The organism is Desulfobacterales bacterium, from assembly GCA_030066985.1.
In the GTDB taxonomy this organism is placed as follows: domain Bacteria; phylum Desulfobacterota; class Desulfobacteria; order Desulfobacterales; family JAHEIW01; genus JAHEIW01.
Genome location: JASJAN010000019.1, coordinates 40,658 through 65,656 on the forward strand (window position 1 = coordinate 40,658; position 24,999 = coordinate 65,656).

The window sequence follows — 24,999 nt, forward strand, 5'->3', positions numbered from 1 at the left end:
TATTTACAGTATATTCGGTCAATTCTTCAGGAATCTTTACATTCTTCTGCTGCGTTAAAGACAATTTTTCCGCTCACCATCGTCAGACACGGCCTGCCTTTCAACCGCCACCCATCAAACGGACAATTGCGGCTCAGTGATTTAAAATGATTAACATCAACGTCATAAACAACATTCGGGTCAATAATGGTAATATCCGCGCTGGCACCCGGTTTCAGACCGCACTCGATTCCTAATATACGCGCCGGCTGGGTAGACATTTTGGCAATCAGCTCGCTTAAAGAGATGACGCCTTCATGAACCAGTGATAGGCTCAGAGATACAGCCGATTCAAGACCGATAATGCCATTGGCCGCCTGGCTGAAGGCAACCGCTTTTTCGCGATCTGAATGCGGGGCGTGATCAGTGGCAATCACATCAATGGTGCCGTCCGCCAGGCCTTGCCGGATAGCTGTCCGATCTTTTTCCGAACGCAGGGGCGGATTCATTTTAGCATGGGTGCCGCTGTCTTTGACGGCCGCATCGGTCAGCAGAAAATAATGCGGGGCGGTTTCAGCCGTAACCGCTAAATTCTTAGATTTTGCCGCCCGCAGTGCCTCAACCGATTCGGCGGTGCTCACATGGGCAATATGCACCGGTGCGCCGGTGGCTTCACTCACGGCAATGTCGCGGGCGACCATGGCACTTTCGCTGGTGTTGGATATGCCGGCCAGCTGCAACTCTGCCGCCACCGAACCCGCATTCATGACGCCCCCGGCCACCAGATTCAAATCCTCGCAATGGGAAATCACTGGCAGATGAAGTCTTTTCGCAGCGGCCAGTGCTTTGTACATTAAAGCGTCATCCATTACCGGGTTGCCGTCATCGGATACCGCCACCACGCCGCAGGTCTTTAAGTGCTCAAAGTTACACAGTTGCCGGCCTTCAAGTCCAAGGCTGATTGCCCCCACCGGATAGACCCGCGCGGCGTTTGCCCGTGCGGCTTTTCTCAAAATCAATTCCGTTACCTGGCAATTGTCATTAACCGGCTCGGTATTGGGCATGGCACAAACAGCCGTAAAACCGCCCCAGGCAGCCGCCCGTGCACCGCTTTCAATGGTTTCTTTGTGCTCATGACCGGGCTCTCTTAGATGGACGTGCATGTCAATCAAACCCGGGCAAACAATTTTGCCGGTGGCATCGATCGTTTGCGATACCGGATCTGTCACTTGCGATTCCGGTTTGTCGTCTTTTGCTGTGTCCAGCGCAATCACATCAACGATTTTATCGTCTTCAACGATGATATCAGCGATCAGATCGATGCGGCCGGGATCGATGATCCTGCCGCCTTGAATCCGGGTTAACATGGCGGGTTTCTCCGTATGCTCAAATATCTGAAAAGCATTGGGGCGGTGCTTATTTAAGCAAATCGCCCAGTCGGCCCCAGCGAACGCCGAAATTTTCCTTGTCCCATGACCAGTAAATGATAAAGGCTTTGCCGTTGAGCGCTTTATAGTCCACAAATCCCCAAAAACGGCTATCATAGCTTTCATCGCGGTTATCGCCCATCACAAAAAGAGCGCTTTGCGGCACCGTGACCGGACCAAAATTATCGCGCGGTTTTGGGTGAGCCGGCAATATGCGAGGATCCGTATACACACCGTATGCATGATTGACCGGCTCTCCATTGACATACAGCTGCTTATCTCGGATCTCGATCACGTCCCCTGGAATGCCGATCACCCGCTTGATAAAATCCTTGTTGGGATCCACCGGATACTTAAAGACAACAATGTCGCCCCGCTTGGGGTTTTTGATGGGTATAATGTTTTTGCGTAAATACGGAATTTTTACACCGTAGATAAATTTATTGACCAGGATATGATCACCGATCTGGAGGGTTTGTTTCATCGAGCCGGAAGGAATTTTAAAAGCCTGCACCATAAACGTGCGAATAAACAATGCAATGACGATGGCAACCAAAATGGCTTCAATGTTTTCACGCCAAACACTTTTTTTACGCGTTTCGTTTTCAGATTCAGTAAGCTGTTCTGATTTCACTGTTGATGCCAACCCTTTCTGAGCTTGGATACAGATGTCATCGTGCCGCTACAATGCCGATCACCTAAAACACAAGCCGTAAGATCAGATGCGCATACAGACCTGCGATAACATCGTCTATAACAATACCGCTTCCGCCGCTCACTTTTCTTTCCAGCAGCCGAATCGGAAACGGTTTAAAAATGTCAAAACCTCTAAAAAGGATAAACCCCAGAACGGCGCTATATACATTAAAGGGTAATCCCACAAATACCACCAGAAACCCCGCAATTTCGTCAATAACGATCTGGCCCGGATCTTTTTGTTGGATGATTTTCTCGGCCGCAGAAGCCAGCCCGATGGCGCACCCGATAAACAGCGCGACACAAACAACTGCCAGCCCGAAAGGCAAACGGGAGATCAGCAAACACAGGGGCAATCCGATTAATGTTCCGAATGTACCGGGTGCAAATGGCACACGCCCAATATAAAAACCCGTCGCCAGAGACAAAACCGCATGTTCGCGAAATTTCATGGCCCGTGTCTATAATTCGATCGGCTGTTTGTCAACCGGCAATACGCCAAATAGGCAGCAAATAATGGCGGTTGTCGATTGATATCGATCAACCACCACCGCACGATGTTGACACTCTGGCTGTTTATTGAGCTGACATTTGAATCGGCAACAACAGAGTCCTGTATCGATCGCCAGCTCTGCCTTATATATCGCTGGTTTGAATTGAACTCGCTTCCTGGGTGAGGGCCTCATAAACCGCCCGCAGGGGCAGACTGCGTTCGAGTGCGATCTGACGGCAAATTTCATATTCGGGTACCAGGCGCTCAACGCCGTCGGCGCCTTTAATTTGTTTCATCTGGATTTCACCAAATGAGGTGCGCACAGTCACCTGCTTTCTGGCAAGTCGTTTGCGCGCCACTTTATGATAGCGCACGCCCAGCGATGTGGTCTCGGTCAGCAAGCGCTGCATGAGCCGATCTTTGACCGCTTCTTCACACAGCACCTGTATCAAAGTGCCGGGGCGATCTTTTTTCATATGTATCGGTAACCAATAAACGTCAAGGGCACCGTCAGCAAAAAAACGCTCCATGATAAACCCAAACAGCTCCGGATTCATATCATCAATACTGGCTTCCAAAACGAAGATGTGATCGGTTTGTAACGCGTCGATCGCATCGGCCGGCGACCCGGTGAGAATACGCAATACATTGGGCCGGTCAGGCAATTGCCTTTGACCGGCACCGTACCCAATATTTTTCACACGTAAGGGCGGTAGCGGACCAAAAGCTTGGGCTAAACTCGTGATAAGCGCAGCGCCGGTTGGCGTGACCAGTTCAACAGCCACGTCTGTGCCGTAGACCGGGACATCTTTCAATATCTCTATGGTTGCCGGCGCTGGAACCGGGAGTCGGCCATGCTGGCAATCGACAAATCCGGTACCCATTGGGATCATCGAAGAATTTACCTGGCTGATGTTCAGTTTTTCGAGACAAAGCGCTGTACCGACGATATCGACAATCGCATCAACGGCGCCGACTTCATGAAAATGAACTTCTTGCACAGAGCAGTCATGAATATGGGCTTCAGCTTGCGCCAGACGCTTAAATATTGCCAGGCTCTTGGCTTTAACGCCATCTGACAAGGGGCCGTTTTCAATTAAGGTCTTTATGGCCTTATAATCCCTTGATGGACCCGATTTTTGGCGATCTACGCTAACCCTTGTGGCGCGAATTCCATTGCGCATCACCGACGTTATTCTTAAATCAAATCCGGACAGCGGCAGACGCGACAACTCATGTTGCAGCCAATCCACTGGCGCGCCCAGGTCAAGTAAAGCGCCCAGCGTCATGTCACCGCTAATGCCAGAGAAACAGTCAAAATAAGCGTGCATCATGTCACAGCTTTCTGCAGTAAATGATCTCCAAACGGGTTCTGAAAAAATATATTTTACCACGAAGAACACAAAGGACACAAAGTAAAGCTTTCATTAATATTTTTAACCTTCTGCTATCTTCGTGTTTTTCGTGGTGGTTTAACGATGAAACGGATCCATTTATTGCCAGACTAAAATATTGACAAAAACGATGATGAATATAATATACATACGGTATCAAGTCGATTCGGAAGTGCGCAGCTGTCTGGTGAAGCTCCCGGACTTCAAATCCGGTGTGGGGCGCTAAAACCGTCCCGGGTGGGTTCGATTCCCATGCACTTCCGCCATTTTTTCGAATGTTTTCAATTTGTTTCATATCTTCCAGACCGCAATCTGCAAGTCCAAGACTACTCCAAAAGTCCTCATAAATCAAGCATAAGAGCTGATATCGGTTAAGTTAGGTGGATGCTGAATAAGCGGAAATATTAGCGCGAAGGCGATCACTAGAATACCACTGGGCTGGGGCCCCACGATTTGTTGTGAATCAGAATTGCAGGACTAAGATGGGACATCTATCTGTAGCCGGTATCTGAGCATCCAGTTTCTACCAGAGCGTCAGGTCAAATTCGTTTTCGCTCACATGATGAGTGCTTCAGAAACCAGTTCCACAATGCTCTTTACTTCAATACCCAATTTATAAGCTTTGCTCAAATCACGAATCTGAGTCATGCAGTTGAAGCAATTTGTAGCAACAATTTTTGCGCCGGTTTGACGAATCTGATCGGCTTTCTTCCTGCCCGCCGCGACCCTTAGTTTGCCGAAATCACCGGTGGATGCCAACCCCCCCCCGCCGCCACAGCAGAAGTTGCGGGCCCGATTCGGCTGCATCTCTACAAATTCGGAAGTCAGCGTTTTCAGTACATTTCGGGGGGCTTCGATGACCCCGCCGCGCCGGGCGATGTTGCAAGGGTCGTGATACGTGATCGGGCCCTCATATTTATTTTTTTCAAGTGGTATGCGATCCTGGCGGATGTAGCCGTCGATAAGTTCAACGATGGATCGGACCGGCGGGAAATCAAATCGTTTTCCCAGATATTTTTCAACTTCCCAGCGCATCACGCGATATCCATGACCGCAGGGGGCCAGACCAATACTTTTCGCTTGCAATTTTTCCCGGGCATCCAGCATTCTGCGCGCGATGCGCATCATGTTATCTTTGCTGCCCTGATAATAGGCATAATTGACCGTGTCGAAATCATATGACGAGATCGTGTAATTTTCCCCTGCGGCATGCAGAATTTTGATGGCATACATTAACAAAAACGGCAGATCCCTGGCCTCAAGTGGGTGTGGGATATAAAGCACGTCTGCATTTTGCTTATCAATGGGAATTGTAAAATCGTCCTCTCCGATGTCGTCAGCCAATTCTTCTGCAATCCATTCAATGTTTTCGACAAAATCTTCGGTGGTCAGGCCCAGATAGTTGCCGACCTTGAAAGCAGTTTCAACTGGGTGCACCAGCCCGGAAGGCAGGCGTCCGATGCTGCACAACATGGCCCGGGCCAGTGACAGAACTTCTCCTGTATTTATTCCCATTGGACAGGTTAAGGCGCATTTGCCGCACAACGTACAATCTTCAAAGGCAGCCTTGTAAAGCGCCGCCATCATCTGTTCATCGAGTGAATCTTTGGGCCTGAAAAACGGCAGACGGGACTTGAGCGGATGGAAATGTGATTGTAGCAGCTGGGATAATTTTTCAATTTTTTTTACAGGGATGACATCGCTGTCACCCATAGAGCAAAAGTAGTGACAGGATTCCGCACACAAACCGCAGTTGACACAACTGTTAAGCATGGCCTTAATCTTGCGACTGAGATGGTCTTTTACTACCTGTCGCATGTGCGCCATCTGTTGAGCCGGTTCGGCTGCCGGTCTGCCCGGAGAATCAGCCGTCTGATCACGATCTTCAATTTGGGACCTGTTTTGTTCCATTTTTACCTTAGGCTTAATAACCCATGACCAACAAAATCTAATCAGGTTTTCCGATGGCAGCCGCCACACGTGGTCGGCCCGCTTTTAAGATTGCCGGATTTAATTTGATTGCGATGACAGGGGGTACAGCTTCCGTGAAAGGCCTCCCTTAGAGCGGGGGTATTATCTTTTTTTTGTAAAACGTGGCATTCTTTGCAACTGCGCTCGTCGCCTTCTATATATTCAAGCTGACCGGTTTTAGCGCCCGGGGTGTGATGGCAGGCCCCGCAACCGGTTTCGTCCAGGCTGATGGTATGGTTTTCATGCGAAAAACTGACCTGGGGTCGTCTCAGCTTCCCAAATACATCTTCGTGTGCCAGAATGTATTCTTCTTCCTGGGCTGTCGACGCCTGCCACCCTACAGCGCCGACCAGAAGCATAGCGATTAAAGGAGCTAAGATCCAAAGCTTAATTCGCATGATTTCCCCGTTCTAAAAACGTCATGTCCTACCACTCTCGGGCCCTGAGAACCTTGCCGAACTCAGCCCCCATATAAGCCCTTGAAAACATGAAAAATAACATATGCCCCAATTTCGAAAACGGTATGGCGATCAGCAACAGCTCACCGGCCAATACATGCGCGATCAAAAGGGGCCGGTAGGGACCCCACTGATGGGTGCATAAAAATCCGGTCAGAAACGTCAGCAGAATCATGATCAGCAGCAGGACATCCGCCAGGCGAGTGCTCTTTTTGACCTCTGGCACCACCGAGCGACGAACCAAAAAATAAACACAGGCCAGCATAACCCAGATCGCCATGATATCTGCCAGTAGATCCGGCAGACTCCACCATAGAATCTGCCAGGATTCATACCACAAGACGCTGTGGGCCAGCAAAAAGAGCGGCAAGATGATGACGCACAAATGAAAACTGATGGTCGCAAAGGCAAAAAACGGTTGGCGGCGCATATAGGTCGATCCAAACGGAATCAGGCCATGCAGAACTGAGCGCAGGGCGTCCTTAAAACTCGTTACAGGGTAAAGCGCAGGCTCCTTTTTGCCCGTCAACATGGTAGACATTAAACGGGCCAGACAGCCTGCAATGAATATAACCAAGGCCACCCAGGCAAACGGACCACGCACCAGTTCGTAGACATCCATTTTGACCTCTGCATATAGTAGTTCATACCCAAAAGCTATCGCCGCTGTTGGCAACAAATAACTGCCATCCGGAAATAATCTGGGTCGAAGAGATGGTTTGTTGCAGACTTTTGTTCAATTGTCAATAGCGTGAAATTCTAATCGGATATGGTCGGAAAAGGATTTTGATAAAGACAAAAGCGCAAGGAAGTATGGAAAGGCTGGAACAACCCCCCGGCGCCTCACGGTCGCCGGCTTCCTTGCGCCGCTTGAAGAGAAAGGATGTCACAAAGGGGCAACATCGTTCAATCATACAAGAACTATGTTTCCTAATGATTATTGAACCAAATGAAAACGAAAGGTTACATGTATTACGGGGTTCAGGGGTATATGGTTAAACCGCCAACGATTAAGATTTTGGCAAGACAAGCGCTTTGAAAGCTGCGTTTTCCCTGATATTGTCAAAATTGCTATCCCCCTGCAACCGATCCCAGTCATGGTAACCTCTGGCGATCGCTCTTTTAAGCCATTCAATGGATTCAGCGGCCTTATTTTGACGGGCATATATACCGGCAATATAGATATAGGGCTCCGTATCATTGGGTTGCTGCCCGATCATTTTCCGAAACAATTCAACCGCCTGATCATAATTTCCGGTCATGGCCTGGCCGATGGCTAATTTTTTCATGACCGGCCGGGATTTGGGGCGTATTATGAACGCTTTTTGATAGTTCTCCAAAGCCTGATTTAAGGCGCCCTGGTCCTTGTAAAGATCTCCGAGTTGCAAGTAAAGATCAGCATTATCGGGATTGCGCTTAATTTTACCGTTAAGTTGTGCCAGCCTTTGCCGGTAAGCGGTTTGGGCAGTTTGCAGCTTCTTCAGATTTTCGCGTGCAGCGTCGAAATCGGGGTTAATCTCCAGTGCTTTGTGAAAATAAGCTGCGGCTGCTTTTAATTTGCCTTCGATCATCAGCAAAAGCCCCAAATTATTGTGGGCTTCCGGCAAATATGGATTCAACCGCAACGCCTGTAGGTAGTATCGGACGGCCATTTTTATTTTTCCCTGTTGGCGATAAACTGCACCGAGATTGACATAGACGTCGCCATAGTTCGGTTCAAGACGCACGGCAGTATGAAGATGGTGAAGGGCTTCTTTGATGTGTCCTTGTTCAAGCAGCGCGACCGCCAGACCATTATGCGTTTCAGCCTCTAAAGGGTTTAGCTTGAGAGACACACGGTAGCGATCAACAGCCTCGTTGACCCGGCCCAGGTTCACGAGCGTTTGCCCGATGTTATTGTGTACTTTTGTCATAAGGGGATTTAACTTCAATGCGGCTTTGAAATGGTGCAGGGCAGCTTTGAAGTCACCTTCCCATAACAAGGCACTACCTAAATTATTGTGGGCAATGTCACTTCCCCCCGTAACGTCCAGCGCATGTTTAAAAAGGAGTCGGCTGTTTTGCCAATGCTGCAGCTGCCCGCGCACCAAAAAAACACAACAGACCACAGCCGAAACGCCCAATACGGTCACCAGAACCTGCATTTTGGGGCGCCATTTTGTGATCATCTCCGCTGGTGCCCAGACCATGATGATCAAGATACCGATCATCGGTATATACACCCATCGATCTGCCATGGCAGGCCACACGCCTGCTTGAACGATCCCAATCACCGGAACCAAAGTGCCCAAATACCATAACCAACCAGTTGCCAGATACGGTTTACGATTTGACCTGAGTAAAAAGAGCGTCGTTATAACGAACAGTAGGACACCTGATCCAACCACCAGCCACAGCGGCAAGGTTTTGGGGAAAGGATAAAAAATTGCCAGGTTATGGGGCCAAAATATTTTGGACAGATAGCTGAGATATGACACCAGGGCGTTGCCGATACGCAATATCAACGGTACCGTATCCGTTGCCACCATCATGTCAATATCTTGTGTTGATAAAATCGACACCCAGATCGATGCGCCGGAAAGCATCAGCAAAGGCAGTTTCTCCACGATCAATCTTAAACCACCGCTCTGTCGTGCCGGAATAAATACCGTATCTTGCCAGATGGCTGAATGTTGCCACCCATGTTTATCGTCTAAACGCTTCAACGGCCAATAGTCCAGCAGTAAAAGCACAAACGGCAAAGTGACCAACATGGGTTTGGTCATCAAGCCGCAGGCAAAAGCAAGCAGCATCAATCCATATCGCTTAACCGTGGGGCGTTCGGCATAGCACATATACAACAACATCGTTAACACCCAAAAAAAGGTGCTCAACAAATTCTTGCGCTCCGCCATCCAGGCAACCGAGTCAACGTTGAGCGGATGCACGGCAAACAGGGCTGCGATAAACGCACATCGATATAGACGCCCGGTGGCACGATAAAGGACCCCAAAAAGCAACAACGCATTAACCAGGTGAATCCATAGGTTGGTCAGATGGTGGGCGGCGGCGTTAAGCCCGAATAGCTCAACGTCCAGCATATGCGAAAGCCAGGTGAGTGGATGCCAGTAGCTTTTACCATTGAAATCAAATGCCCAGATTAATCCGTCTGCTGTCAAACCGGCTTTGACCTTTTGGTTGCCCGTAATATACAGATCATCATCGAAATTGATAAACTCATGATGGTGCACCGGCCAGTAGGCGAGCAGTGTAATGGCCACCAGTATGAGACAGACGGTTACCTTTTTATTCTGTAAAATTTTAAGATTCATGTGGTTGGGAAAAGCTGTTGTGACAGGTTTGAAGGATCCTACAATTATACCACCAATGACAAACTACCTCAAATTTTTAAAGGATTCAGGTGGGATGGCCATTATATCGGTGGTCGCTCTCAGCGGAATTTGACGGGTGAAATTTTTCAGGGTTATCCGGGTACCATTTTTGGCATTTAACAAGCTGTATTCGAAATTTTGGAAGAAATGGTAAAATTGCTCAAATTCAAGCTGCTGTTCCTCTAATACGTATCGACCGATTTCAAAAACAACATGGGGACGGTATTGTTCGATGGTATCAAACGCGCCTTTGAGCACTTTGTACTCATGACCGTCTGTGTCGATTTTAATCAAATCGACTCTTTGGATGCCGTTTTCTCGGCAAAAATGATCTAACGTAATCGCCGGAACCGAATCGGCCGGTTTGATAGTGCCGCCATGTAAAGGATGCGCATGAGCGGCGCTTCCATCGACCTTCCAGCTTGCGTAGGCAGTCAAATCATGCTTGTGTCTGCTATGATCGGCTAAGAAGCGCTTGATCGGTGTTATTCGAAAAGCCAATTGGGGATTTAACGACATATTTTTCAAAAACTTGGCATAGCCATATTCCGTGGGTTCAAAGGCATACACATGACCTTTCGGTGCCAAGGCGGCATAGGCGAATGCCATACTGCCGATATTGGCACCGACATCCACAATGACCGCGTCTGCCGGTAGTGAAAAATATTGGTTACCGGTAACATAATTTTGGAAATTGCCAAATATGAACAGAGAAAGATCGATCCCTTCGCTTAGATCAACTTCATAAAACACACCCTTTCTTTTTACGATACGCTTATTCTGCCCCAAAAGTGACTGACAAGCAAAATGCAATATCCGGGCAAGACCCAATTTGATTCGGGTCATTGGTATTTTCATCATGAGCGGTGTTTTAAGTTCAGCCATCATTTTACCATTTAACGTGTGCTCATTTTATGATCAAAGAATTGATTCCCCCGGTGGCAGCCAAAATGCCGACAGCCGCCGCTAGATAAATTTGATCCGCCTGGCGGCAAATAACACCATTTTTATGAGCATCCAACCGTGCCGCCAGCGATCAATGTTTGTCGTACCGTAAGTTCGGGAGCGATAACGGATCGGAATTTCCGCAATCTTGAAGTTCAGCTTGGCCGCTCCAAACAGCAGATCAAAATCGCCAAAGGGGTCAAAGGTGCCAAAATAATCACGATTGGCAGCTATGGTTTCATAATCCCGTTTCCACAAAACTTTGGTGCCGCAAAGCGTGTCTTTAATCGGCTGTCCCAGCAGCCAGGAAAAGGCCAGACTGAAAAACTTGTTGCCGAGGATATTAAAAAACCGCATGGATTGATCCTCGAGCGGGTAAACCAGGCGCACACCATTGATGAACTCACCTCTGCCGCCGACAATGGCATTATAAAAACGCGACAGGTCTTCGGGCGGCACCGTTAAATCAGCATCTAAAATCATGAGAATGTCGCCTTTGGCGGCTTCAAATCCCAGCCGGACCGCATCCCCTTTGCCCTTACCGGTCTGCTGAAAAAATTGGCACTTTCTGTCCGGAAAATGCGTCATCATTTCTTCGATGGTTTCAGTGGTATTGTCAGTGGAATGGCCTTCGACAAAAACGACTTCTGTGCCCCCGCCCAGTTCAGGTACCCGCTGCATGATCTGTTCGATATTACCGGCCTCATTGCGGGCCGGTACAATCACCGATACCGAAGGTGTTTTGTTTTGCGGGTATTTGTCCCTGGCAGGATCTGGTCGTGCGATAACGATATTGGTTAAAACAAGCCAGTGAAATGGCACAATATGCGCCAGATAGCGGTTGAAAAATGACGATATAAACGGAATTTGCAGCGGCAACAAGATCATCGGGCGGTTTTGCAGCACCTCAAAACCGGATAATTTCATAAGATTGTGTATGTCCTGGGGGGCAAACCAATTTTGTTCCAGAACCTCAAACCCGAGTCCCAGCCATTTTACCGCCGACAGCGGCAGGCGCCACAAATTGTTATAGAAATTTAGGAATACCCGGGTTCCGGCATGCGTCAAATTGCGCAAGCCTTCCAACACCCGCTGCACATCCCAAAGATCATTGACCAGATCAGAGAGGATTATAACATCGAATTTATCTGTAAAGGCGATGTCATGGGCATCCGCCTGCACAAAGACAAGCTCCGGATGCTTTTTAGCGGCAACCCCCAACATCTCTTGTGAAAAATCAACGCCCACGCCAAGACTCGGCTTGAGGCATGCCAGCAGATCCCCGTGACCGCAGCCCAATTCCAGTACATTCAAGTCCGGCGGAACGAAAAATCGATAATAATGCTGCATGAGTTGATGATAGAATGCACCCGCCCGTTTGGGTCGCAGCTTTCTGGGTGATACCCTATCCCAGTGGATCATTCGCGCTTTCTGATAACGTATTTTTAGGTCAACCGTATCCTGCCGATTCATCTGTTAAGTGAGTCCAATCAACCAAATAAGTTTAATTTTTATAGAAGATGCCGGTATGTGAATTGTAGCACGCCGGAATGAAGAGTCAAATAAGATCCTGTTTAACCAGGAGACAATTCTTCAGGGTGTTGCCTTTTCGAGCCTTGCAACAGACTCGATGTGGTAGGTGTGCGGAAACAAATCCACCGGCTGAACTTCCTTGACCCGATAGGTTTCCTGCAGCAGATTCAGATCACGGGCGAGCGTTGACGGATTGCAGGACACGTACACAATACGCTCGGGCAATAGCGCCAGCACCTGTTTGACAACATCTTTGTGCATCCCGGCCCGGGGCGGATCAATGATCAAAACCTGCGGTCGTTGTTCCAGGGCCGGCAAAGTGTTGCGGATGTCACCGGCAACAAAACGGCAGTTATCGATTTGATTGATACGACAGTTTCTATGCGCATCGGCAATGGCACTGGGGCCAATCTCCAAACCAATCACCTCCCGGGCCGCCTCGGATAGCAAAATTGGTATGGTACCGGTGCCGCTGTAGAGATCGACAACCGTCTCTGACCCTGTTAGCTGGGCATAGCGTTTGACCGTATCATACAGCTTTGCAGCACCGCGTGTGTTGGTTTGAAAAAATGAATTGGCGGATATCTCAAATGCAAAGGAACCGATCGTATCGCTGAGGGTTGAACCACCGGCCAGGGTGCGCTCAAATTCCCCGGTGGTCACACCCGCTTTGCGGGAGGTCACATTTTGGATCACCGTGCTGACCTGGGGATATTCATGCATGAGCGCATCTGCGAGCGGTTGCACTGCCGGCAAATTATCCGAGGCAGTAACGATATTGACCATCCAGCGATCCAGGGCCACCGAATGGCGCAGCATCAAAAAGCGCCAGAAGCCTTCATGGCTGCGCAGGCCATAGGCCGGCAGACCGGAATCCAGCATGTATTGTCGCACATCAGCGAGCAGGTGATTGCCCAAGTCGGGCTGCAACAGGCATTTTTTGGTATCAAATACTTTAAAAAACGTTCCGGGCACATGCAGGCCGATGCCAAAATCTTTTTCAATGCCCTCCTGCTGCATCTCAATGGGTGTCAACCAGCGACGATCTGTACAGGTAAACTCCATCTTGTTGCGATACCCAAATTTTAGGGGTGATGACATCGTGGCATGAACGGGCACATCTTTAATTTGCCCGATATGTTCAAGAGACTCGCAAACGTGCTGTCGCTTGTATTCCAATTGAATGTTGTAATCTAAAAATTGCCACTTGCACCCGCCGCAAAAACCGCTGTATACACAAGGCGGTGGGATGCGATTGGCAGAGGCCGTCAACAGTTCAAGCACACGCGCTTCAGCATGGTTTTTTCTCTTGCGCACAATGCGAATGGAAACCCGATCGCCGGGAACGGCCTGGTCCACAAAGACAGTCAGTCCATCAATGCGCACCAGTCCTTTGCCGCCATAGGCAATGCCGCTGATGTCAACTTCAAGTGTTTGTCCTTTTTTTATTTTCATTTGAATTATGAACTGGTGATGATTGCAAACCCAGAGATTAAATATTTAACTTTCTTATTTATGGATTTATATTTATTTTACTGTAATAATTTTTAATTCTGATTTTTACTAATCATGTAGTGCCACATTATACGATTACTCATGAGCCCTTCAGAGCATACGGCATCTATTAAAGAAATTCAATTTTCATCGCAAGAATTTCAACTAAACGGTTATTTGCATCTGCCGTCGGCCCCCTCCCCTCCGGTCATTCTTGGCTCCCACGGGCTTTTTAGCGATAAAGATTCACCCAAGCAAATTGCCCTGGCGCAGCGCTGCAATCAACTGCATATGGCCTATTTTCGCTTTGATCACCGGGGTTGCGGTGACAGCAAAGCCCCCTTTGAAAAGGTCACATCGCTGCAAGCGCGCTGTGCCGATCTGAAGGCCGCAGCTAAAATGCTAACATCCAGAAGTGATCTGGGGAATCAGATCGGACTTTTCGGCAGCAGCATGGGCGGCAGTGTTTGCCTGGCAGTTGCCCGTAAACTGTCTCCGCTTGCGGTGGTCACCTGGGCAGCTCCGCTGCGCAGCACCGATCTGGTCTCGCAGACAACACCTCCCGACAGCGGTTCGCCCGCCCCGTTTGAAAAGCAGCCGTTTGACCTCTCAGATCAAATTGTCGGTCTGCAAAATATACTTATTTTACATGGCGATGCAGACGATATTGTTCCGTTGTCCCATGCTCGCCAGATTTACGACCGCGTCAGCGAGCCTAAAAAGCTGCACGTGTTTGCCCGTAGCGATCATCGCATGAGCCACCCGCCTGATCAGCAACGGTTTATAAATGCAGCAACCATTTGGTTTCAATCCTACCTAAAGCCGCAAAGCTTATAAAGCTTTATATAAGACATCCAACCTAAGCACTTCAAATTATTTGATTTGCGTCAAAATAATACAACATTATTTTTTCCAGGCTATGCGGCAATTGCAATGGGTCGCCTTTGACCGCAACAAAATTCGCTGGCAGGTCTCTTTTGATCTGACCTGCCCCGGGCAAACCCATTAGGCGCGCGCCATTTCGGGTGGCACATGCAACCACCTTTTCGATGGGAAGCCCGGCATCCTTAAATAACCGCATCTCATTGATAAGCGCCTGTGCATGTGGTACCCCAGCGCTGCCGGCATCGGTTCCCAGGGCGATACGAACGCCCCGTTCATGAGCAAATTGAATCTGGCGAATTTGGTGATCTAAATTTTGCTGGACCACATCCACCGCCTGTCCGTGTAGGACCATCTGATCTTTAAGGGCTTGCATGGTGTAAGCCGTCGGCACCCATGTCGTGCGGCTATCGGCCATTTGCCGCAGATTCTCCGTGCCCATGAAATACCCATGTTCAATGGAGTCGCAACCCGCATTCAGCGCTACTTTAACCGCCCTTTTCCCGTTGGCGTGCACCATAGTTTTAAAACCGCGCTGCCGCGCTGCCTTCACGGCAGCCGTCATTTCAGCCAGATTAAACTGTGGTGTGGTTTCTTTATGATAGACGGTTAAGCTGTTTAAGCCGGAATTTACGATTTTAATGTGATCGCCTTCGCCAGGTGCCGCAAGGATGATGTCGGCCAGATTCTGCTGCGGCGCTAATGCCCGACCAATAAGCTGACCGTAGCGGCCGGGCTTGTTCCAGGCCATGCCAGCCAACTTTAATTGAATCGGAAGCCCTTTGATATCTTGATGATTCCTGCAGCGCAGCACGCTCTTTTGCGCATCCCCGCCATCGCGCACAGCCATAATCCCTCTGGCAACATACTGATTTAACTCGTATTTAACTTGCCTGAAAATTCGATGGGATTCGCCGGAGGTATCGATATCTGTTGGGTCTTGTCGGGCAATTTCCGGCAGCGCCAGATGCACATGAGAATCAATAAGAGCGGGCATGAGCGTACAAGCGTCAGGATCCAGCAGTGATTGACCGGGTTTTACCGAATCCGGCCCGGCCTCAGTCGATTTGCGGATTGATCGGAGTATACCATTTTGCAAACGAATCCGCATAGCTGGTTGAGCCGGTGTGCCGCTGCCGTCTATCAACCAACCCACATGCAAGATGACCGTTTAATCAGACACGCTGCTTGCCCCCTTGACAGGCGCTAATACAATGTAGTATCTATTTCATACTAAATTGGTCGGATATAGGCCCTGAAAAATACAGACGAGAATCGATACGCATCCAATGTTGAAATGAACTTTGCAATTCGGGAGCTGTAAATTATATCGTCAAACAACATCTTCTTGATGACCGCTAAGCGCTCGCCAATTGATGTCTAACGCCCCAATTCAACCATTGAACATGTATCCCATCGATCCACCCGTCAAGATACCAAAGGAGATGTATGAAGCCCAAACCCAAGGCCCATGCTGCATCAGTTGTCAAATTAAATCAAACAGAACCCACCTTTGTGCGCGAAGTCATTAGCCGATCGGGTGTGGATATAAACCAGTGCTGGCACTGTCAAACCTGTGCCGGCGGATGCCCTTTTGTGCGGGCTATGGATTATCCGCCCAACCGTGTCATTCGACTGGTCCAGCTGGGTCTGCGAATGGAAGCACTGCAAAGTTCAGGTATCTGGATCTGTGTGGGATGCAATACGTGCTCGATTCAATGCCCTAACTGCATTGATATCCCGGCTGTCAATGATGCCCTGCGTCAGATGGCGATGGCAGAGGAGGTGGTCGTTGCCGAACCCAATATCCTGCATTTCCATCAGGCCGTCCTGCAATCCATCCAGCGCCACGGCCGCACCCATAAGCTGGAAGTGATGATGCGCTATAAGTTAAAAAAACACGACTGGTTCAGCGACATGTCTGTGGGCATCAAGATGTTTGCCAAGCGCAAACTTGAGCTGCTGCCGTCCAAAAGCAAAAATATGGCGGACATCAGAAGGCTTTTTGAACAAAAATCAACGACCTAAGGCAAAGCCAAAACCCTATGGAAAAAAAGAACCTTATTGATTTGACGTTCTATCCGGGCTGTTCTTTAAAAACAACATCCCAGGAAAACAATGCCTCTTTGATCTATCTTTTTGAGCATCTGGGGTATAACCTCATCGAGCTTGAAGACTGGAATTGCTGTGGCAGCTCTTCGGCCCACAGCATCGACAGCGAACTGGCCTTTGATCTGGCCAGCCGTAATTTTTCATTGGCACCTGTGGACCGCCCTCTCTTGGTGGCCTGCCCCAGCTGCCTTTTGCGCCTGCGCAGCGCTTACTTGCATCTTACGCAAGAAGCACCCGCTCGACACCATTATCAGAAAATGTGGGGCAAGCCCTTTGAAGCCAAGCTGCAAATCATGCACTTTTTTGAATTTCTGGATCAAATTGATTTGCAAAAATACTCCCGAGAAGGGATTCGCAGGCTTGAGGGGATTAAATTTGTGTCCTACTACGGTTGCATGCTGGCGCGGCCGCCGATCATGCGCCACGAGAAAAACTATTATGGCTTGATGGAAAAAATCCTATCCAATCTGGGCGCTCAGGCTGAAAAATGGTCATTTTCCTCCCGCTGCTGCGGCACCTTCTTGACCGTTGCCCGCCCGGAAGTGGTCGAGCCCATGGTCAATGAAATCATCCAGGGGGCCATCGATGCCAAAGCTGATTGTATTGTGACTGCCTGTGCCATGTGCCATATGAATCTGGAAGTGCGCTGTTCTCTCAAACGAAAGCTGCCGGTGCTTCACTTTTCAGAGATTATTTCCTTGGCCCTGGGCATTGGCAGAAGCGAATACAAAAGCTGGTTTTCGCGGCACCTGGTGGATCCTAAGCCGTTGCTCAGGGCACTCAACCTGTTCTAAATTGAGCGTTTCAAATTAAAAATAGCGGCATCCCGCCTTCATCCAGGACTCCCGATTAAAAATTTGGCGGATTCAGGCCCATCAACTCCCGACGCAGCACCTCCAAAGCAGCTGTCGAAAAAATCTGTTTATGCAGGGTGCGCCTGCCAAACCAAAAATGAAATTGATGCCCGACCGTGCCTTCCGGTGAAGCCAGCCCGATGCACACCGTGCCGACAGGCTTTTCTTTGGTGCCGCCTGTGGGGCCGGCAATGCCGCTGGTGGACAAACCGTAAGTAGCCCCGCTTATATCACGCGCGCCACGGGCCATTTCAATAGCGGTTTCAACATGCACAGCGCCGTGTCGCTTTAACGTATCAGCGGATACACTTAAAACATTGATTTTGGCCGCATTCGAATAAGTGACGCCTGAAAAAACAAAATAGTCAGAGCTGCCGGATACGTTCGTTATCCAATCGGCGATCAAACCGCCGCTGCAACTTTCGGCCAGAGCCAGTGTTGCCTGCTTTTCTTTCAGCAGATCTCCGACCATCATTTCGATGGTCTTCCCCTGTTGCGAAATTACTTTAGGTCCCATTTGATCAACCACCCAGTCAGCCGCAGCCGTCAATTCTTGAGTCAATTGGTCTTCGGTGGTGCCTTTGGCATACAGCTTCACGAGAATGCAGGGAAATTGCACCTGCAGCCCAAGCGAAATTCGTGGAAAGGCCTTTGCAAACCCGCTGAGTCGTTCAAAAGTCCGGGATTCAGTCAACCCAAAGGTGGACAGCGTTTGGGTCCGGTAGTAAATGCGGTTATTGCCCAAGTGCTTTTTAACTTGTGCCAGAACTGTATCGGCAAGCATGCGTTGCATCTCAGCCGGCACACCGGGCAAAAAAAAGAATTGGCATCGGCCGATTTTCAAAGCAAATCCGGGTGCGGTGCCCACTGGGTTCTGGATACATTCTGCGCCCGTCGGCAAAAAAGCCTGTTTACGACTGGCGGGATTCACTTCCCGCTGACGCGCTTTAAAAAAATTGTCAACAGATTGCAGTGCAGATGGATTTAAATCAAGCTTTACCCCGGCTGCTTTAGCAGCAGCCTCGGCTGTCAAATCATCTGCCGTTGGGCCTAACCCGCCGGTCACAATGGCCAGCTCCGCACGACTGCCGATCTCGCTCAATACAGCAATTAACGTATCAAGGTTATCGCCCACACAGGTGTGCCGGGTAACCGCAACACCATTTTCTTCCAGTCGGGCCGCAATATGGGCTGAATTGCTGTCAATGAGGGCGCCTGTACGAATCTCTTCACCGGTGGCCACTATTTCAGCATTCATTTCTTTTTTCCTTCGTCAGGTTTGCCGGTTGCCGGTTTAGCCGGTTTGGCCCGTTAAAAAAGACGAACGGCTGAAGTCTTCGAACCGGTATACGGGCCAACGGGCAACGGGCATAACCAACAGCAGTAGATGCATTTTTGAGATAACTTTTAATCGGGGGGCGTCAAAACAAACACCGACGGCGCAACGTCGACATTGACCCAATAGCGATGGATATCGAGTTGAAAATCGATTCCGTCATTGTTGGACAGCCTTAAACGGCGCGGCACCGTGAAGCCGTCAATCTGTTGGGTGCCATCGATTTCGGCGCGATATTTCAAGCTGCCGGATCGGTGGAAGACATCCACCTGCTGCACCAGTGACAGGCTTGCATCATAGGCAATTTTTTGCCGAACCCCCCACCAATTGTCGGTCAAAATTAGGATCGGTCCCTGCTGGGATGGGTCCTGCACAAAGGTAACGGCATCAAATTCTGCCAGCGGAATCCGTCCGCTTAAAAGCGAGATGATATCACTAACGGATATGGGGATGGAAATGAGTCTTTTGAGGTCAGGGTCATTGGCCGCCAGTTTCCTAAACAGGGTATCCTGCCCCTGAACTTCCAGATAATAGAGCCACTGGCCGTCTGCAGCCAATTTGACAGCCGGGTAACCGGAAATCAGTACCGCAATGCTGAACTTGACCGGTTTTTCGCCGATCCATGCGACCCGCTGGTCAAACTGAAGGCGCCCATTTTGACTGATGGTAATGTTGCCAACACCCTTGAAATTGACCAGGGTCTCATTTTGGGCTCTGAGCGCGTCAAGCAGATCGCGGACTTGGCCGCTGCGTTCGGCGGGTGTGACCGTCACGTCTTTGGCGGGTCTGATGGCGGCACAGCTGACCATAGCACAGGTGAGGATTAAAGCGGAAATGATGCGATAACACGTCATACCGGCTATGGCCCGTTGCTGGAAATGTCACGAATTTTTTGCTCGAGCATTTCTTTATCTTCTTCTTTGTGCTCCAGCGATTTTTTATAGTACTTTAGCGCGTTGGTCTTGTCATTGAGTTTTAGATAGGCATCACCGAGATGCTCCAGCATTATCGGGTCATCCGGTACGATTTCCACCGCCTTTTGAAGATATTGCAATGCTTTCTCATATTCGCCTTTTTTATAGTATACCCACCCCAGGCTGTCGGTAATATATCCGTCATTGGGTTTGTATTTAAGCGCCTCTTTGATCAAGCGCTCGGCTTCATCCAGATTTTTTCCCAGATCAGCATAGGTATAGCCAAGATAGTTGAGCGCATTGGCATGCTTGGGGTCCAGCTCGATCACTTTACGCATGGCTGCCATCGAGGCTTCCTTTTTGCCCCACTTATCGTAAACCACCCCCAGGCGAAAATAATAGCGGGGATTATCCGGATCAGATTCGATGGCCTGCTTTATAAATTCCTCTGCTTGAACATATTTTTCTGCATCTTCATAAAAGGTGCCCAGATAATATTTGAATTCGGCATTCTCGGGTTCATGCTCAACCGCTTTGGATAACAGCGCAATGGCCTCTTCATTTTGATTGTTTTCAGACAGGATATAGGATGCATGTATGACGGCATCTTCGTAGAATCGAGAATCTGGTTTTACACGTTTAAAATGTATCAAAGCGCCGGGATTATCTTTTTTCCCGTAATAGGCGATACCGGCAATATGATTTATTTCCGAGCTGTCCGGAACGGCTTTGAGCATTCCATTGATGATGACAAGCCCTTCATCATATTTTTTAGGATCAATATAAAGCTGAATCAATTTAATGATGACTTCAAATTCAGTCGTGCTGCGCTGCCCCAGTTTTTTAAAAATTTTTTCGGCCTGCGCCGTCTTGCCTTTCTTATGGTAGTAATACCCTAGCTCCATAGCGGCCCGTATGTTATTCGGATTGTTTTGTAAAATATCCTGATACAGGCTGAGTATTTTTTGTTCGTTCTTTTCTTCTTTGTAAAGCGCCAGCAGCTCGTAACGCGGCTCCATAAGATCAGGTTCGATTTCCAGCGTTCGCTTGAATTGTTTCTCGGCTTCAGCGCGTTTGCCCTGCTGGGCATAGATTTTTCCTAAATACAAATAACCGGTATAATTACCAGGAAAGTGTTCTATCATTTGAGTGAAAACACGTGTGGCCTGATCATAGTTCTTGGCTTCCAGGTACAACCCCCCCAGCAGTTGATAGACTTTTTCCTGCTTCGGATCTGCCGCGATCACGCGCTCATAGGCATCGATGGCCGCCTGATTGTTTTTGCGCACCTGATTGATGCCACCGTAAAGAATCAAAGAGCGGATGTCATCAGGGTGATCCTTGAGAATATCTTCCAGAATAAGAAGGGCATTGGCATCGTCTTTATTCTGCAAATAAACCGTTGCCAACTCACGTTTGAGGTATAGAGAGTCCGGGTCCAGTTCAATGGCCTGTTTAAGCAGCTCGATGGCATTTGCTAAATTGCCTTTTTTTCGCTGGATCTGGGCTTCGGTAAAGTAATAATACTGATTCCCAGTTTGATCCTCTGTTGTAAAACGAAACAATGATGATGTTTGGGAGCTGGATGTCGATGTGCAGCCCCAAATAAAAAAAACGACCACCAACTGTATGGTCACTGCTATTCGTAACAACTTCATGTGACGTTTATCCTATCTGCAATGTATATAAACGTGATGGAAATTTAATCGGGCCCTGTTAATCGGATCTGCTGCCCTCGGTGTAAGATGCAAAGTCAGGAATTTCGCGCTTGAAAAATTCCCTCATTTTTTTGATGATGTTTTTCTCGACCTGGCGAACCCGCTCACGTGAGATCCCATAGCGATCTCCGATCTCTTGTAATGTCACCGGATTGTCTGAAAAGATCCGCAGATCAAAGATCTCAAGCTCCCGCGGTGTCATTTTTTTCCGGAACTCCGCAATTTTGTTGTGCAGCAGAACTTCAATCTCCTTTTTTGATACTTGATCCTCAATCGATTCGGCATTCGTGCTCACAAATTCAATTCTTTCAGTGTCAGAGTCTTCTTTGAGCGGCGCATCCAGCGAAACATCCCAGCCATCCAAACGCTGATCCATGTCGATAATCTCGCGTTCTGAGACACCCAGCCTTTCTGAAAGGAGTTTGGGTTTGGGCTCAAAACCCTCGTCAATTAGCTTTTGCTTTTCTTTTTTTAGCTTAAAAAAGAGTTTGCGCTGCCCTTGAGTGGTACCAATTTTAACCAGTCGCCAGTTATCCATGATAAACTTGAGAATATATGCCTTTATCCAAAAAGAGGCATAATAGGAAAACTTGACATTTTTGTAGGGATCAAACTTTTTGACGGCCTGCATGAGCCCAATATTGCCTTCCTGAATCAAGTCCAGCAAGTTCTGCATCCACACCCGCTGGAATTCCAGCGCAATTTTTACGACCAGCCTCAAATTAGAAGTCACCAGTCGATAAGCGGCATCTTTATCGCCCTTTTCCCGCACGCGAATGCCCAACTCACGTTCTTCTTCTCGCGTCAGTAATTTATAGGTGCTGATTTCGGTCAAATACCGTTGCAACGGATCAAATTTAACCAGCGCTTTTTCCGAGGTCTTGGCAGCCGGCTTTCTTTTGGCAGCAGCGGATTTTAGCGCTTTTGCGCTTTTGGGCGGCTTTTTAGCTGCGACCGCCTTGCCTTTACGGGATTTTGCCTTGGCAGATTTGGCCGTTTTAGTTGTTGCGCGCGCAGCGCGTTTTACGGTAGGTGCTTTTTTCTTGGCGGCCACTGGCGACCGCCGGGTTGCCTTTTTGACAGGCTGTTTTGTGCCTTTGGAGCGCTTCTTTATGGCTGGTTTGGCGGATTGGGTTGTTTTTTTTGCCGACCGCCTAGCAACTGCTGTCTTTTTAGCGGCAAGCGGGGTGCTGCGGGCGATTTTTTTAACAGACCGCTTGGCTTTTTTGGCAGCGGTCTTAGCGGCTGGTTTGGAAGTTTTGACCGCCCTTTTTGGGGCGCTTTTGGCTTTCCTTGATGTCTTGGCAGATACAGCTTTAGGGCGCCGCTTCGCTTTGGGGGCGACGCGCTTCGCAGTTTTTGTGGTTGCCGAAACACGGGATTTGGTAGTGCGAGCTGTCTTTTTGGGTCGACCCTTGGTGGTTTTGGCCGATTTCTTCGCTGTACCCTGTGTGCGAGGCGTTTTCTTTGTGCCGGCGATTCTTTTTGCACTTTGGCCAGTCTTTTTGACCGCTGAACGGGATGTGGTGGTCGATTTTTTGACCGCAGCCTTGGTAGGGCGGCTCGATCTTCGGGCAGCAGTTTTTTTTGAAACGGACTTTTTTCTTTTAGCCGGCATTTGTTTGACCCGTTATTTTCGAAATTTGTCTGTGCTGCAGGTATTCATTCGCAGCCAGTCAAACATAAAATTCACCTGCATTTTAAATGGACAGAAAAGCGAACATATGATATCGAAAAGGTTTACATGAGCGCCTGTAGCTCAGTTGGATAGAGCAACGGACTTCTAATCCGTAGGTCGCAGGTTCGAATCCTGCCAGGCGTACCATTTTTCCAAAGCTCCCGGTTGTATCATCCGGGAGCTTTTGGGTTTGGAGTCAGCATGGAATCAACTGAAGCAATTTAAGGTAGGCCTCTCGTTCTGCCTTCGAGTGTTTCGCTATCGCTATTTTCGGTCCAGATTACATTAAATAACAGGACTTAGGGGCGAACACAAGTTTTTTCTTATTCCAAAAATTAGAGAGCAATTTAGTGTCAAGAGGTTACAAATCAAAGGCCTTCCAGAAAGCGTTTGGCCTGAAAATCAAACTCTCGGGTTTCAACTTCAACCGTTCTTTTTTTGCGATCTTCAACAACGCTGACCGACACAAATCCACCACTGCCTGTAAAATGTATGCAGCATAAGGACCGATCTTTAGGCACTAAACCTTCCCCAGTTTCACCAAAAAATCGATCCGCTTTGGTGATGATTTGATCGGGCTTCAAGCGTGATTCTTTCGACAAGCGGATCATCGTGCACCCCCCTTACCTAGTGGCCATTACCATCTTTTCTCAATGAGATACCCAAATTCATGTTTTATAATATACATTAAGTCTCCGATGTTTAGTTGCAAGATGATCCTATCAACCGGCTGCTGATCAGCAAAAGCAGCTAAAAATCCTTCTGAGGGTCGATTAAATAGAGTTAGTGGATAAAGGAAACAAAACAGTCAGATAATGGTTCAATTTTGATCAAAGAAACGCATTTTATGCCTAAGCACATTTAACATTTAGGCGTCGATGGTTGTCATCACAGCAGATGTTTTTAGTTTTTTTTATCAAATGAGTGAACCCATATAAAAAGCGTGGATAAGTGTTCATAGCAAGGCGCGGTTCGAGGAAAAAGCAGAGCATAAACGAAGTATGAGAGCATTTTGAGTCGATCCGCAACACAGCTAGGGGCACTTAGACGCGTTTTTAAGGTGGGTTCTAGTCGATGGTGGTTTTGTAGTATTTGACCCCTACCCGATAGGTGGATACTTCTTCGGCCAGCATGGGTTGGCACCATTTAACTTCAGCAAAAAAACCCTCATAAAACTCTGCATGAATGGCATCTGCGGAAAAATTCTCCATCATGATGTAAATATCTGAACCTGGATCCACCCCATCAGGTGTCACAAAGCACATCCCTGCATTGGAATAATCACACATTTCAGCATGATAGAAATGATCTGTATTATGGTAGGCAAAAACGATGGGGGCATCATTTTTAATGCGATCAAACAAGCGTCTATCGTCTTTGTTTTTCATTCATCCCCTTTCAGGCGGGGGTTTATTCACAGGGATGTTTCCAAAATAAAAGAGCGCTCCGGTAATTAGAAATCAGGCAGGCTAACTGATGTTATTATCGGCTAAAACTGGGTGGATGTCAAATAAAAAATATAGTGATATCAGTTAAATGCAGGCTGCAGTCACTGACAAAAGGATCGGTTCTGATCCTTACAAAATGCGCTGCGGTTTCCAGTTGAAGTTTCGCAAATACCGGGCTGCCAGCCCGTCTGATCGGCATACAGGCGCAGGTCTGTCAGCTTGCGGCTGAATATGGCGCGGGCGGTTGTAGCAACGCAATTCTACCCGGGTTTTTGGCCGCAACCGCATGATCTTAA

Annotated in this window: 22 protein-coding genes and 2 tRNA genes; 6 read left to right on the top strand and 18 right to left on the bottom strand. The window is 48.5% G+C overall.

The window, feature by feature from the left end:
- Positions 1-26: 26 nt before the first annotated feature.
- The 4 genes from QNJ26_10740 to larC all read right to left on the bottom strand — a co-directional run bounded on the left by QNJ26_10740 (position 27) and on the right by larC (position 3,929).
- Entirely contained in the window at positions 27-1,346 is a 1,320-nt protein-coding gene (locus QNJ26_10740; GenBank protein MDJ0986012.1) for a dihydroorotase, read from the bottom strand.
- 49 nt (positions 1,347-1,395) lie between these two features.
- Positions 1,396-2,040, bottom strand: a complete 645-nt coding sequence (lepB, locus tag QNJ26_10745) for a signal peptidase I (GenBank protein MDJ0986013.1) — start codon at positions 2,038-2,040, stop codon at positions 1,396-1,398.
- A 64-nt stretch (positions 2,041-2,104) separates the two neighbouring features.
- A complete protein-coding gene (locus QNJ26_10750; GenBank protein MDJ0986014.1) occupies positions 2,105-2,554 on the bottom strand; it encodes a phosphatidylglycerophosphatase A in 450 nt (149 codons plus the stop codon).
- A 184-nt stretch (positions 2,555-2,738) separates the two neighbouring features.
- The gene (gene larC / locus QNJ26_10755; GenBank protein ID MDJ0986015.1) at positions 2,739-3,929 is read right to left on the bottom strand and encodes a nickel pincer cofactor biosynthesis protein LarC; all 1,191 of its coding nucleotides are present in this window, start codon (positions 3,927-3,929) and stop codon (positions 2,739-2,741) included.
- Positions 3,930-4,157: 228 nt separating this feature from the next.
- On the opposite strand from larC, the gene QNJ26_10760 reads away from it, so the two are divergent.
- Positions 4,158-4,255, top strand: a tRNA-Sec gene (locus tag QNJ26_10760).
- Between the two features lie 289 nt (positions 4,256-4,544).
- Here the strand turns inward: QNJ26_10760 and QNJ26_10765 are convergent.
- The 7 genes from QNJ26_10765 to rlmD form a co-directional block, all read right to left on the bottom strand.
- Complete coding sequence (locus tag QNJ26_10765) at positions 4,545-5,900, bottom strand: (Fe-S)-binding protein (protein MDJ0986016.1); 1,356 nt, start codon at positions 5,898-5,900, stop codon at positions 4,545-4,547.
- Between the two features lie 41 nt (positions 5,901-5,941).
- Positions 5,942-6,358, bottom strand: coding sequence for a cytochrome c3 family protein (locus QNJ26_10770; protein MDJ0986017.1), 417 nt, complete (start codon positions 6,356-6,358; stop codon positions 5,942-5,944).
- 28 nt (positions 6,359-6,386) lie between these two features.
- A complete protein-coding gene (locus QNJ26_10775) occupies positions 6,387-7,040 on the bottom strand; it encodes a nitrate reductase (GenBank protein ID MDJ0986018.1) in 654 nt (217 codons plus the stop codon).
- Positions 7,041-7,428: 388 nt separating this feature from the next.
- Positions 7,429-9,729 carry a tetratricopeptide repeat protein gene (locus QNJ26_10780; GenBank protein ID MDJ0986019.1) on the bottom strand — a complete coding sequence of 767 codons (2,301 nt, stop codon included), beginning with the start codon at positions 9,727-9,729 and terminating at the stop codon, positions 7,429-7,431.
- Positions 9,730-9,792: 63 nt separating this feature from the next.
- On the bottom strand, positions 9,793-10,635 hold the full coding sequence (locus tag QNJ26_10785) for an FkbM family methyltransferase (protein ID MDJ0986020.1): 843 nt from the start codon (positions 10,633-10,635) through the stop codon (positions 9,793-9,795).
- A 120-nt stretch (positions 10,636-10,755) separates the two neighbouring features.
- Entirely contained in the window at positions 10,756-12,156 is a 1,401-nt protein-coding gene (locus tag QNJ26_10790) for a bifunctional class I SAM-dependent methyltransferase/glycosyltransferase family 2 protein (GenBank protein MDJ0986021.1), read from the bottom strand.
- Positions 12,157-12,327: 171 nt separating this feature from the next.
- Positions 12,328-13,722 (bottom strand): 23S rRNA (uracil(1939)-C(5))-methyltransferase RlmD, encoded by a 1,395-nt coding sequence (rlmD, locus tag QNJ26_10795; protein ID MDJ0986022.1) that lies wholly within the window; start codon positions 13,720-13,722, stop codon positions 12,328-12,330.
- Between the two features lie 141 nt (positions 13,723-13,863).
- Here rlmD and QNJ26_10800 point away from each other — a divergent pair, with 141 nt between their 5' ends.
- Entirely contained in the window at positions 13,864-14,598 is a 735-nt protein-coding gene (locus QNJ26_10800) for an alpha/beta hydrolase (protein ID MDJ0986023.1), read from the top strand.
- Positions 14,599-14,629: 31 nt separating this feature from the next.
- Here the strand turns inward: QNJ26_10800 and QNJ26_10805 are convergent, their stop codons facing one another.
- Entirely contained in the window at positions 14,630-15,799 is a 1,170-nt protein-coding gene (locus QNJ26_10805; GenBank protein ID MDJ0986024.1) for an amidohydrolase family protein, read from the bottom strand.
- Between the two features lie 293 nt (positions 15,800-16,092).
- Between QNJ26_10805 and QNJ26_10810 the strand changes: the two genes are divergently transcribed.
- Both QNJ26_10810 and QNJ26_10815 read left to right on the top strand, forming a co-directional pair.
- Complete coding sequence (locus QNJ26_10810) at positions 16,093-16,671, top strand: 4Fe-4S dicluster domain-containing protein (GenBank protein ID MDJ0986025.1); 579 nt, start codon at positions 16,093-16,095, stop codon at positions 16,669-16,671.
- Positions 16,672-16,688: 17 nt separating this feature from the next.
- The gene (locus tag QNJ26_10815) at positions 16,689-17,549 is read left to right on the top strand and encodes a heterodisulfide reductase-related iron-sulfur binding cluster (protein MDJ0986026.1); all 861 of its coding nucleotides are present in this window, start codon (positions 16,689-16,691) and stop codon (positions 17,547-17,549) included.
- A 55-nt stretch (positions 17,550-17,604) separates the two neighbouring features.
- Here QNJ26_10815 and QNJ26_10820 read toward each other — a convergent pair whose 3' ends face one another.
- The 4 genes from QNJ26_10820 to QNJ26_10835 all read right to left on the bottom strand — a co-directional run bounded on the left by QNJ26_10820 (position 17,605) and on the right by QNJ26_10835 (position 22,631).
- The gene (locus QNJ26_10820; protein ID MDJ0986027.1) at positions 17,605-18,867 is read right to left on the bottom strand and encodes a CinA family nicotinamide mononucleotide deamidase-related protein; all 1,263 of its coding nucleotides are present in this window, start codon (positions 18,865-18,867) and stop codon (positions 17,605-17,607) included.
- Positions 18,868-19,016: 149 nt separating this feature from the next.
- Positions 19,017-19,799 (bottom strand): hypothetical protein, encoded by a 783-nt coding sequence (locus QNJ26_10825; GenBank protein MDJ0986028.1) that lies wholly within the window; start codon positions 19,797-19,799, stop codon positions 19,017-19,019.
- A 5-nt stretch (positions 19,800-19,804) separates the two neighbouring features.
- Positions 19,805-21,517: a tetratricopeptide repeat protein gene (locus QNJ26_10830; GenBank protein MDJ0986029.1), complete on the bottom strand. Its 1,713-nt coding sequence runs from the start codon at positions 21,515-21,517 to the stop codon at positions 19,805-19,807.
- A 58-nt stretch (positions 21,518-21,575) separates the two neighbouring features.
- Positions 21,576-22,631 (bottom strand): RNA polymerase factor sigma-32, encoded by a 1,056-nt coding sequence (locus tag QNJ26_10835; protein ID MDJ0986030.1) that lies wholly within the window; start codon positions 22,629-22,631, stop codon positions 21,576-21,578.
- Positions 22,632-22,689: 58 nt separating this feature from the next.
- On the opposite strand from QNJ26_10835, the gene QNJ26_10840 reads away from it, so the two are divergent.
- A complete protein-coding gene (locus QNJ26_10840) occupies positions 22,690-23,325 on the top strand; it encodes a hypothetical protein (GenBank protein MDJ0986031.1) in 636 nt (211 codons plus the stop codon).
- Positions 23,326-23,402 (top strand) — tRNA-Arg (locus QNJ26_10845).
- Positions 23,403-23,623: 221 nt separating this feature from the next.
- On the opposite strand, the gene QNJ26_10850 is transcribed toward QNJ26_10845, so the two are convergent.
- The gene (locus QNJ26_10850; protein ID MDJ0986032.1) at positions 23,624-23,866 is read right to left on the bottom strand and encodes a hypothetical protein; all 243 of its coding nucleotides are present in this window, start codon (positions 23,864-23,866) and stop codon (positions 23,624-23,626) included.
- A gap of 456 nt (positions 23,867-24,322) precedes the next feature.
- A complete protein-coding gene (locus QNJ26_10855) occupies positions 24,323-24,643 on the bottom strand; it encodes a PilZ domain-containing protein (protein ID MDJ0986033.1) in 321 nt (106 codons plus the stop codon).
- Positions 24,644-24,999: the final 356 nt, after the last annotated feature.

Bases quoted from the DNA above. Each gene is read 5' to 3' on its own strand.
- QNJ26_10800 (MDJ0986023.1), top strand. From the start codon at position 13,864: ATGAGCCCTTCAGAGCATACGGCATCTATTAAAGAAATTCAATTTTCA.
- QNJ26_10830 (MDJ0986029.1), bottom strand. From the start codon at position 21,517: ATGAAGTTGTTACGAATAGCAGTGACCATACAGTTGGTGGTCGTTTTT.
- QNJ26_10840 (MDJ0986031.1), top strand. From the start codon at position 22,690: ATGGCTGGTTTGGCGGATTGGGTTGTTTTTTTTGCCGACCGCCTAGCA.
- QNJ26_10855 (MDJ0986033.1), bottom strand. From the start codon at position 24,643: ATGAAAAACAAAGACGATAGACGCTTGTTTGATCGCATTAAAAATGAT.
- QNJ26_10850 (MDJ0986032.1), bottom strand. From the start codon at position 23,866: ATGATCCGCTTGTCGAAAGAATCACGCTTGAAGCCCGATCAAATCATC.
- QNJ26_10775 (MDJ0986018.1), bottom strand. From the start codon at position 7,040: ATGGATGTCTACGAACTGGTGCGTGGTCCGTTTGCCTGGGTGGCCTTG.
- larC (MDJ0986015.1), bottom strand. From the start codon at position 3,929: ATGATGCACGCTTATTTTGACTGTTTCTCTGGCATTAGCGGTGACATG.
- QNJ26_10770 (MDJ0986017.1), bottom strand. From the start codon at position 6,358: ATGCGAATTAAGCTTTGGATCTTAGCTCCTTTAATCGCTATGCTTCTG.
- QNJ26_10785 (MDJ0986020.1), bottom strand. From the start codon at position 10,635: ATGACCCGAATCAAATTGGGTCTTGCCCGGATATTGCATTTTGCTTGT.
- QNJ26_10815 (MDJ0986026.1), top strand. From the start codon at position 16,689: ATGGAAAAAAAGAACCTTATTGATTTGACGTTCTATCCGGGCTGTTCT.
- QNJ26_10820 (MDJ0986027.1), bottom strand. From the start codon at position 18,867: ATGAATGCTGAAATAGTGGCCACCGGTGAAGAGATTCGTACAGGCGCC.
- QNJ26_10790 (MDJ0986021.1), bottom strand. From the start codon at position 12,156: ATGATCCACTGGGATAGGGTATCACCCAGAAAGCTGCGACCCAAACGG.
- QNJ26_10765 (MDJ0986016.1), bottom strand. From the start codon at position 5,900: ATGGAACAAAACAGGTCCCAAATTGAAGATCGTGATCAGACGGCTGAT.
- QNJ26_10780 (MDJ0986019.1), bottom strand. From the start codon at position 9,729: ATGAATCTTAAAATTTTACAGAATAAAAAGGTAACCGTCTGTCTCATA.
- QNJ26_10740 (MDJ0986012.1), bottom strand. From the start codon at position 1,346: ATGTTAACCCGGATTCAAGGCGGCAGGATCATCGATCCCGGCCGCATC.
- QNJ26_10810 (MDJ0986025.1), top strand. From the start codon at position 16,093: ATGAAGCCCAAACCCAAGGCCCATGCTGCATCAGTTGTCAAATTAAAT.
- QNJ26_10750 (MDJ0986014.1), bottom strand. From the start codon at position 2,554: ATGAAATTTCGCGAACATGCGGTTTTGTCTCTGGCGACGGGTTTTTAT.
- rlmD (MDJ0986022.1), bottom strand. From the start codon at position 13,722: ATGAAAATAAAAAAAGGACAAACACTTGAAGTTGACATCAGCGGCATT.
- QNJ26_10825 (MDJ0986028.1), bottom strand. From the start codon at position 19,799: ATGACGTGTTATCGCATCATTTCCGCTTTAATCCTCACCTGTGCTATG.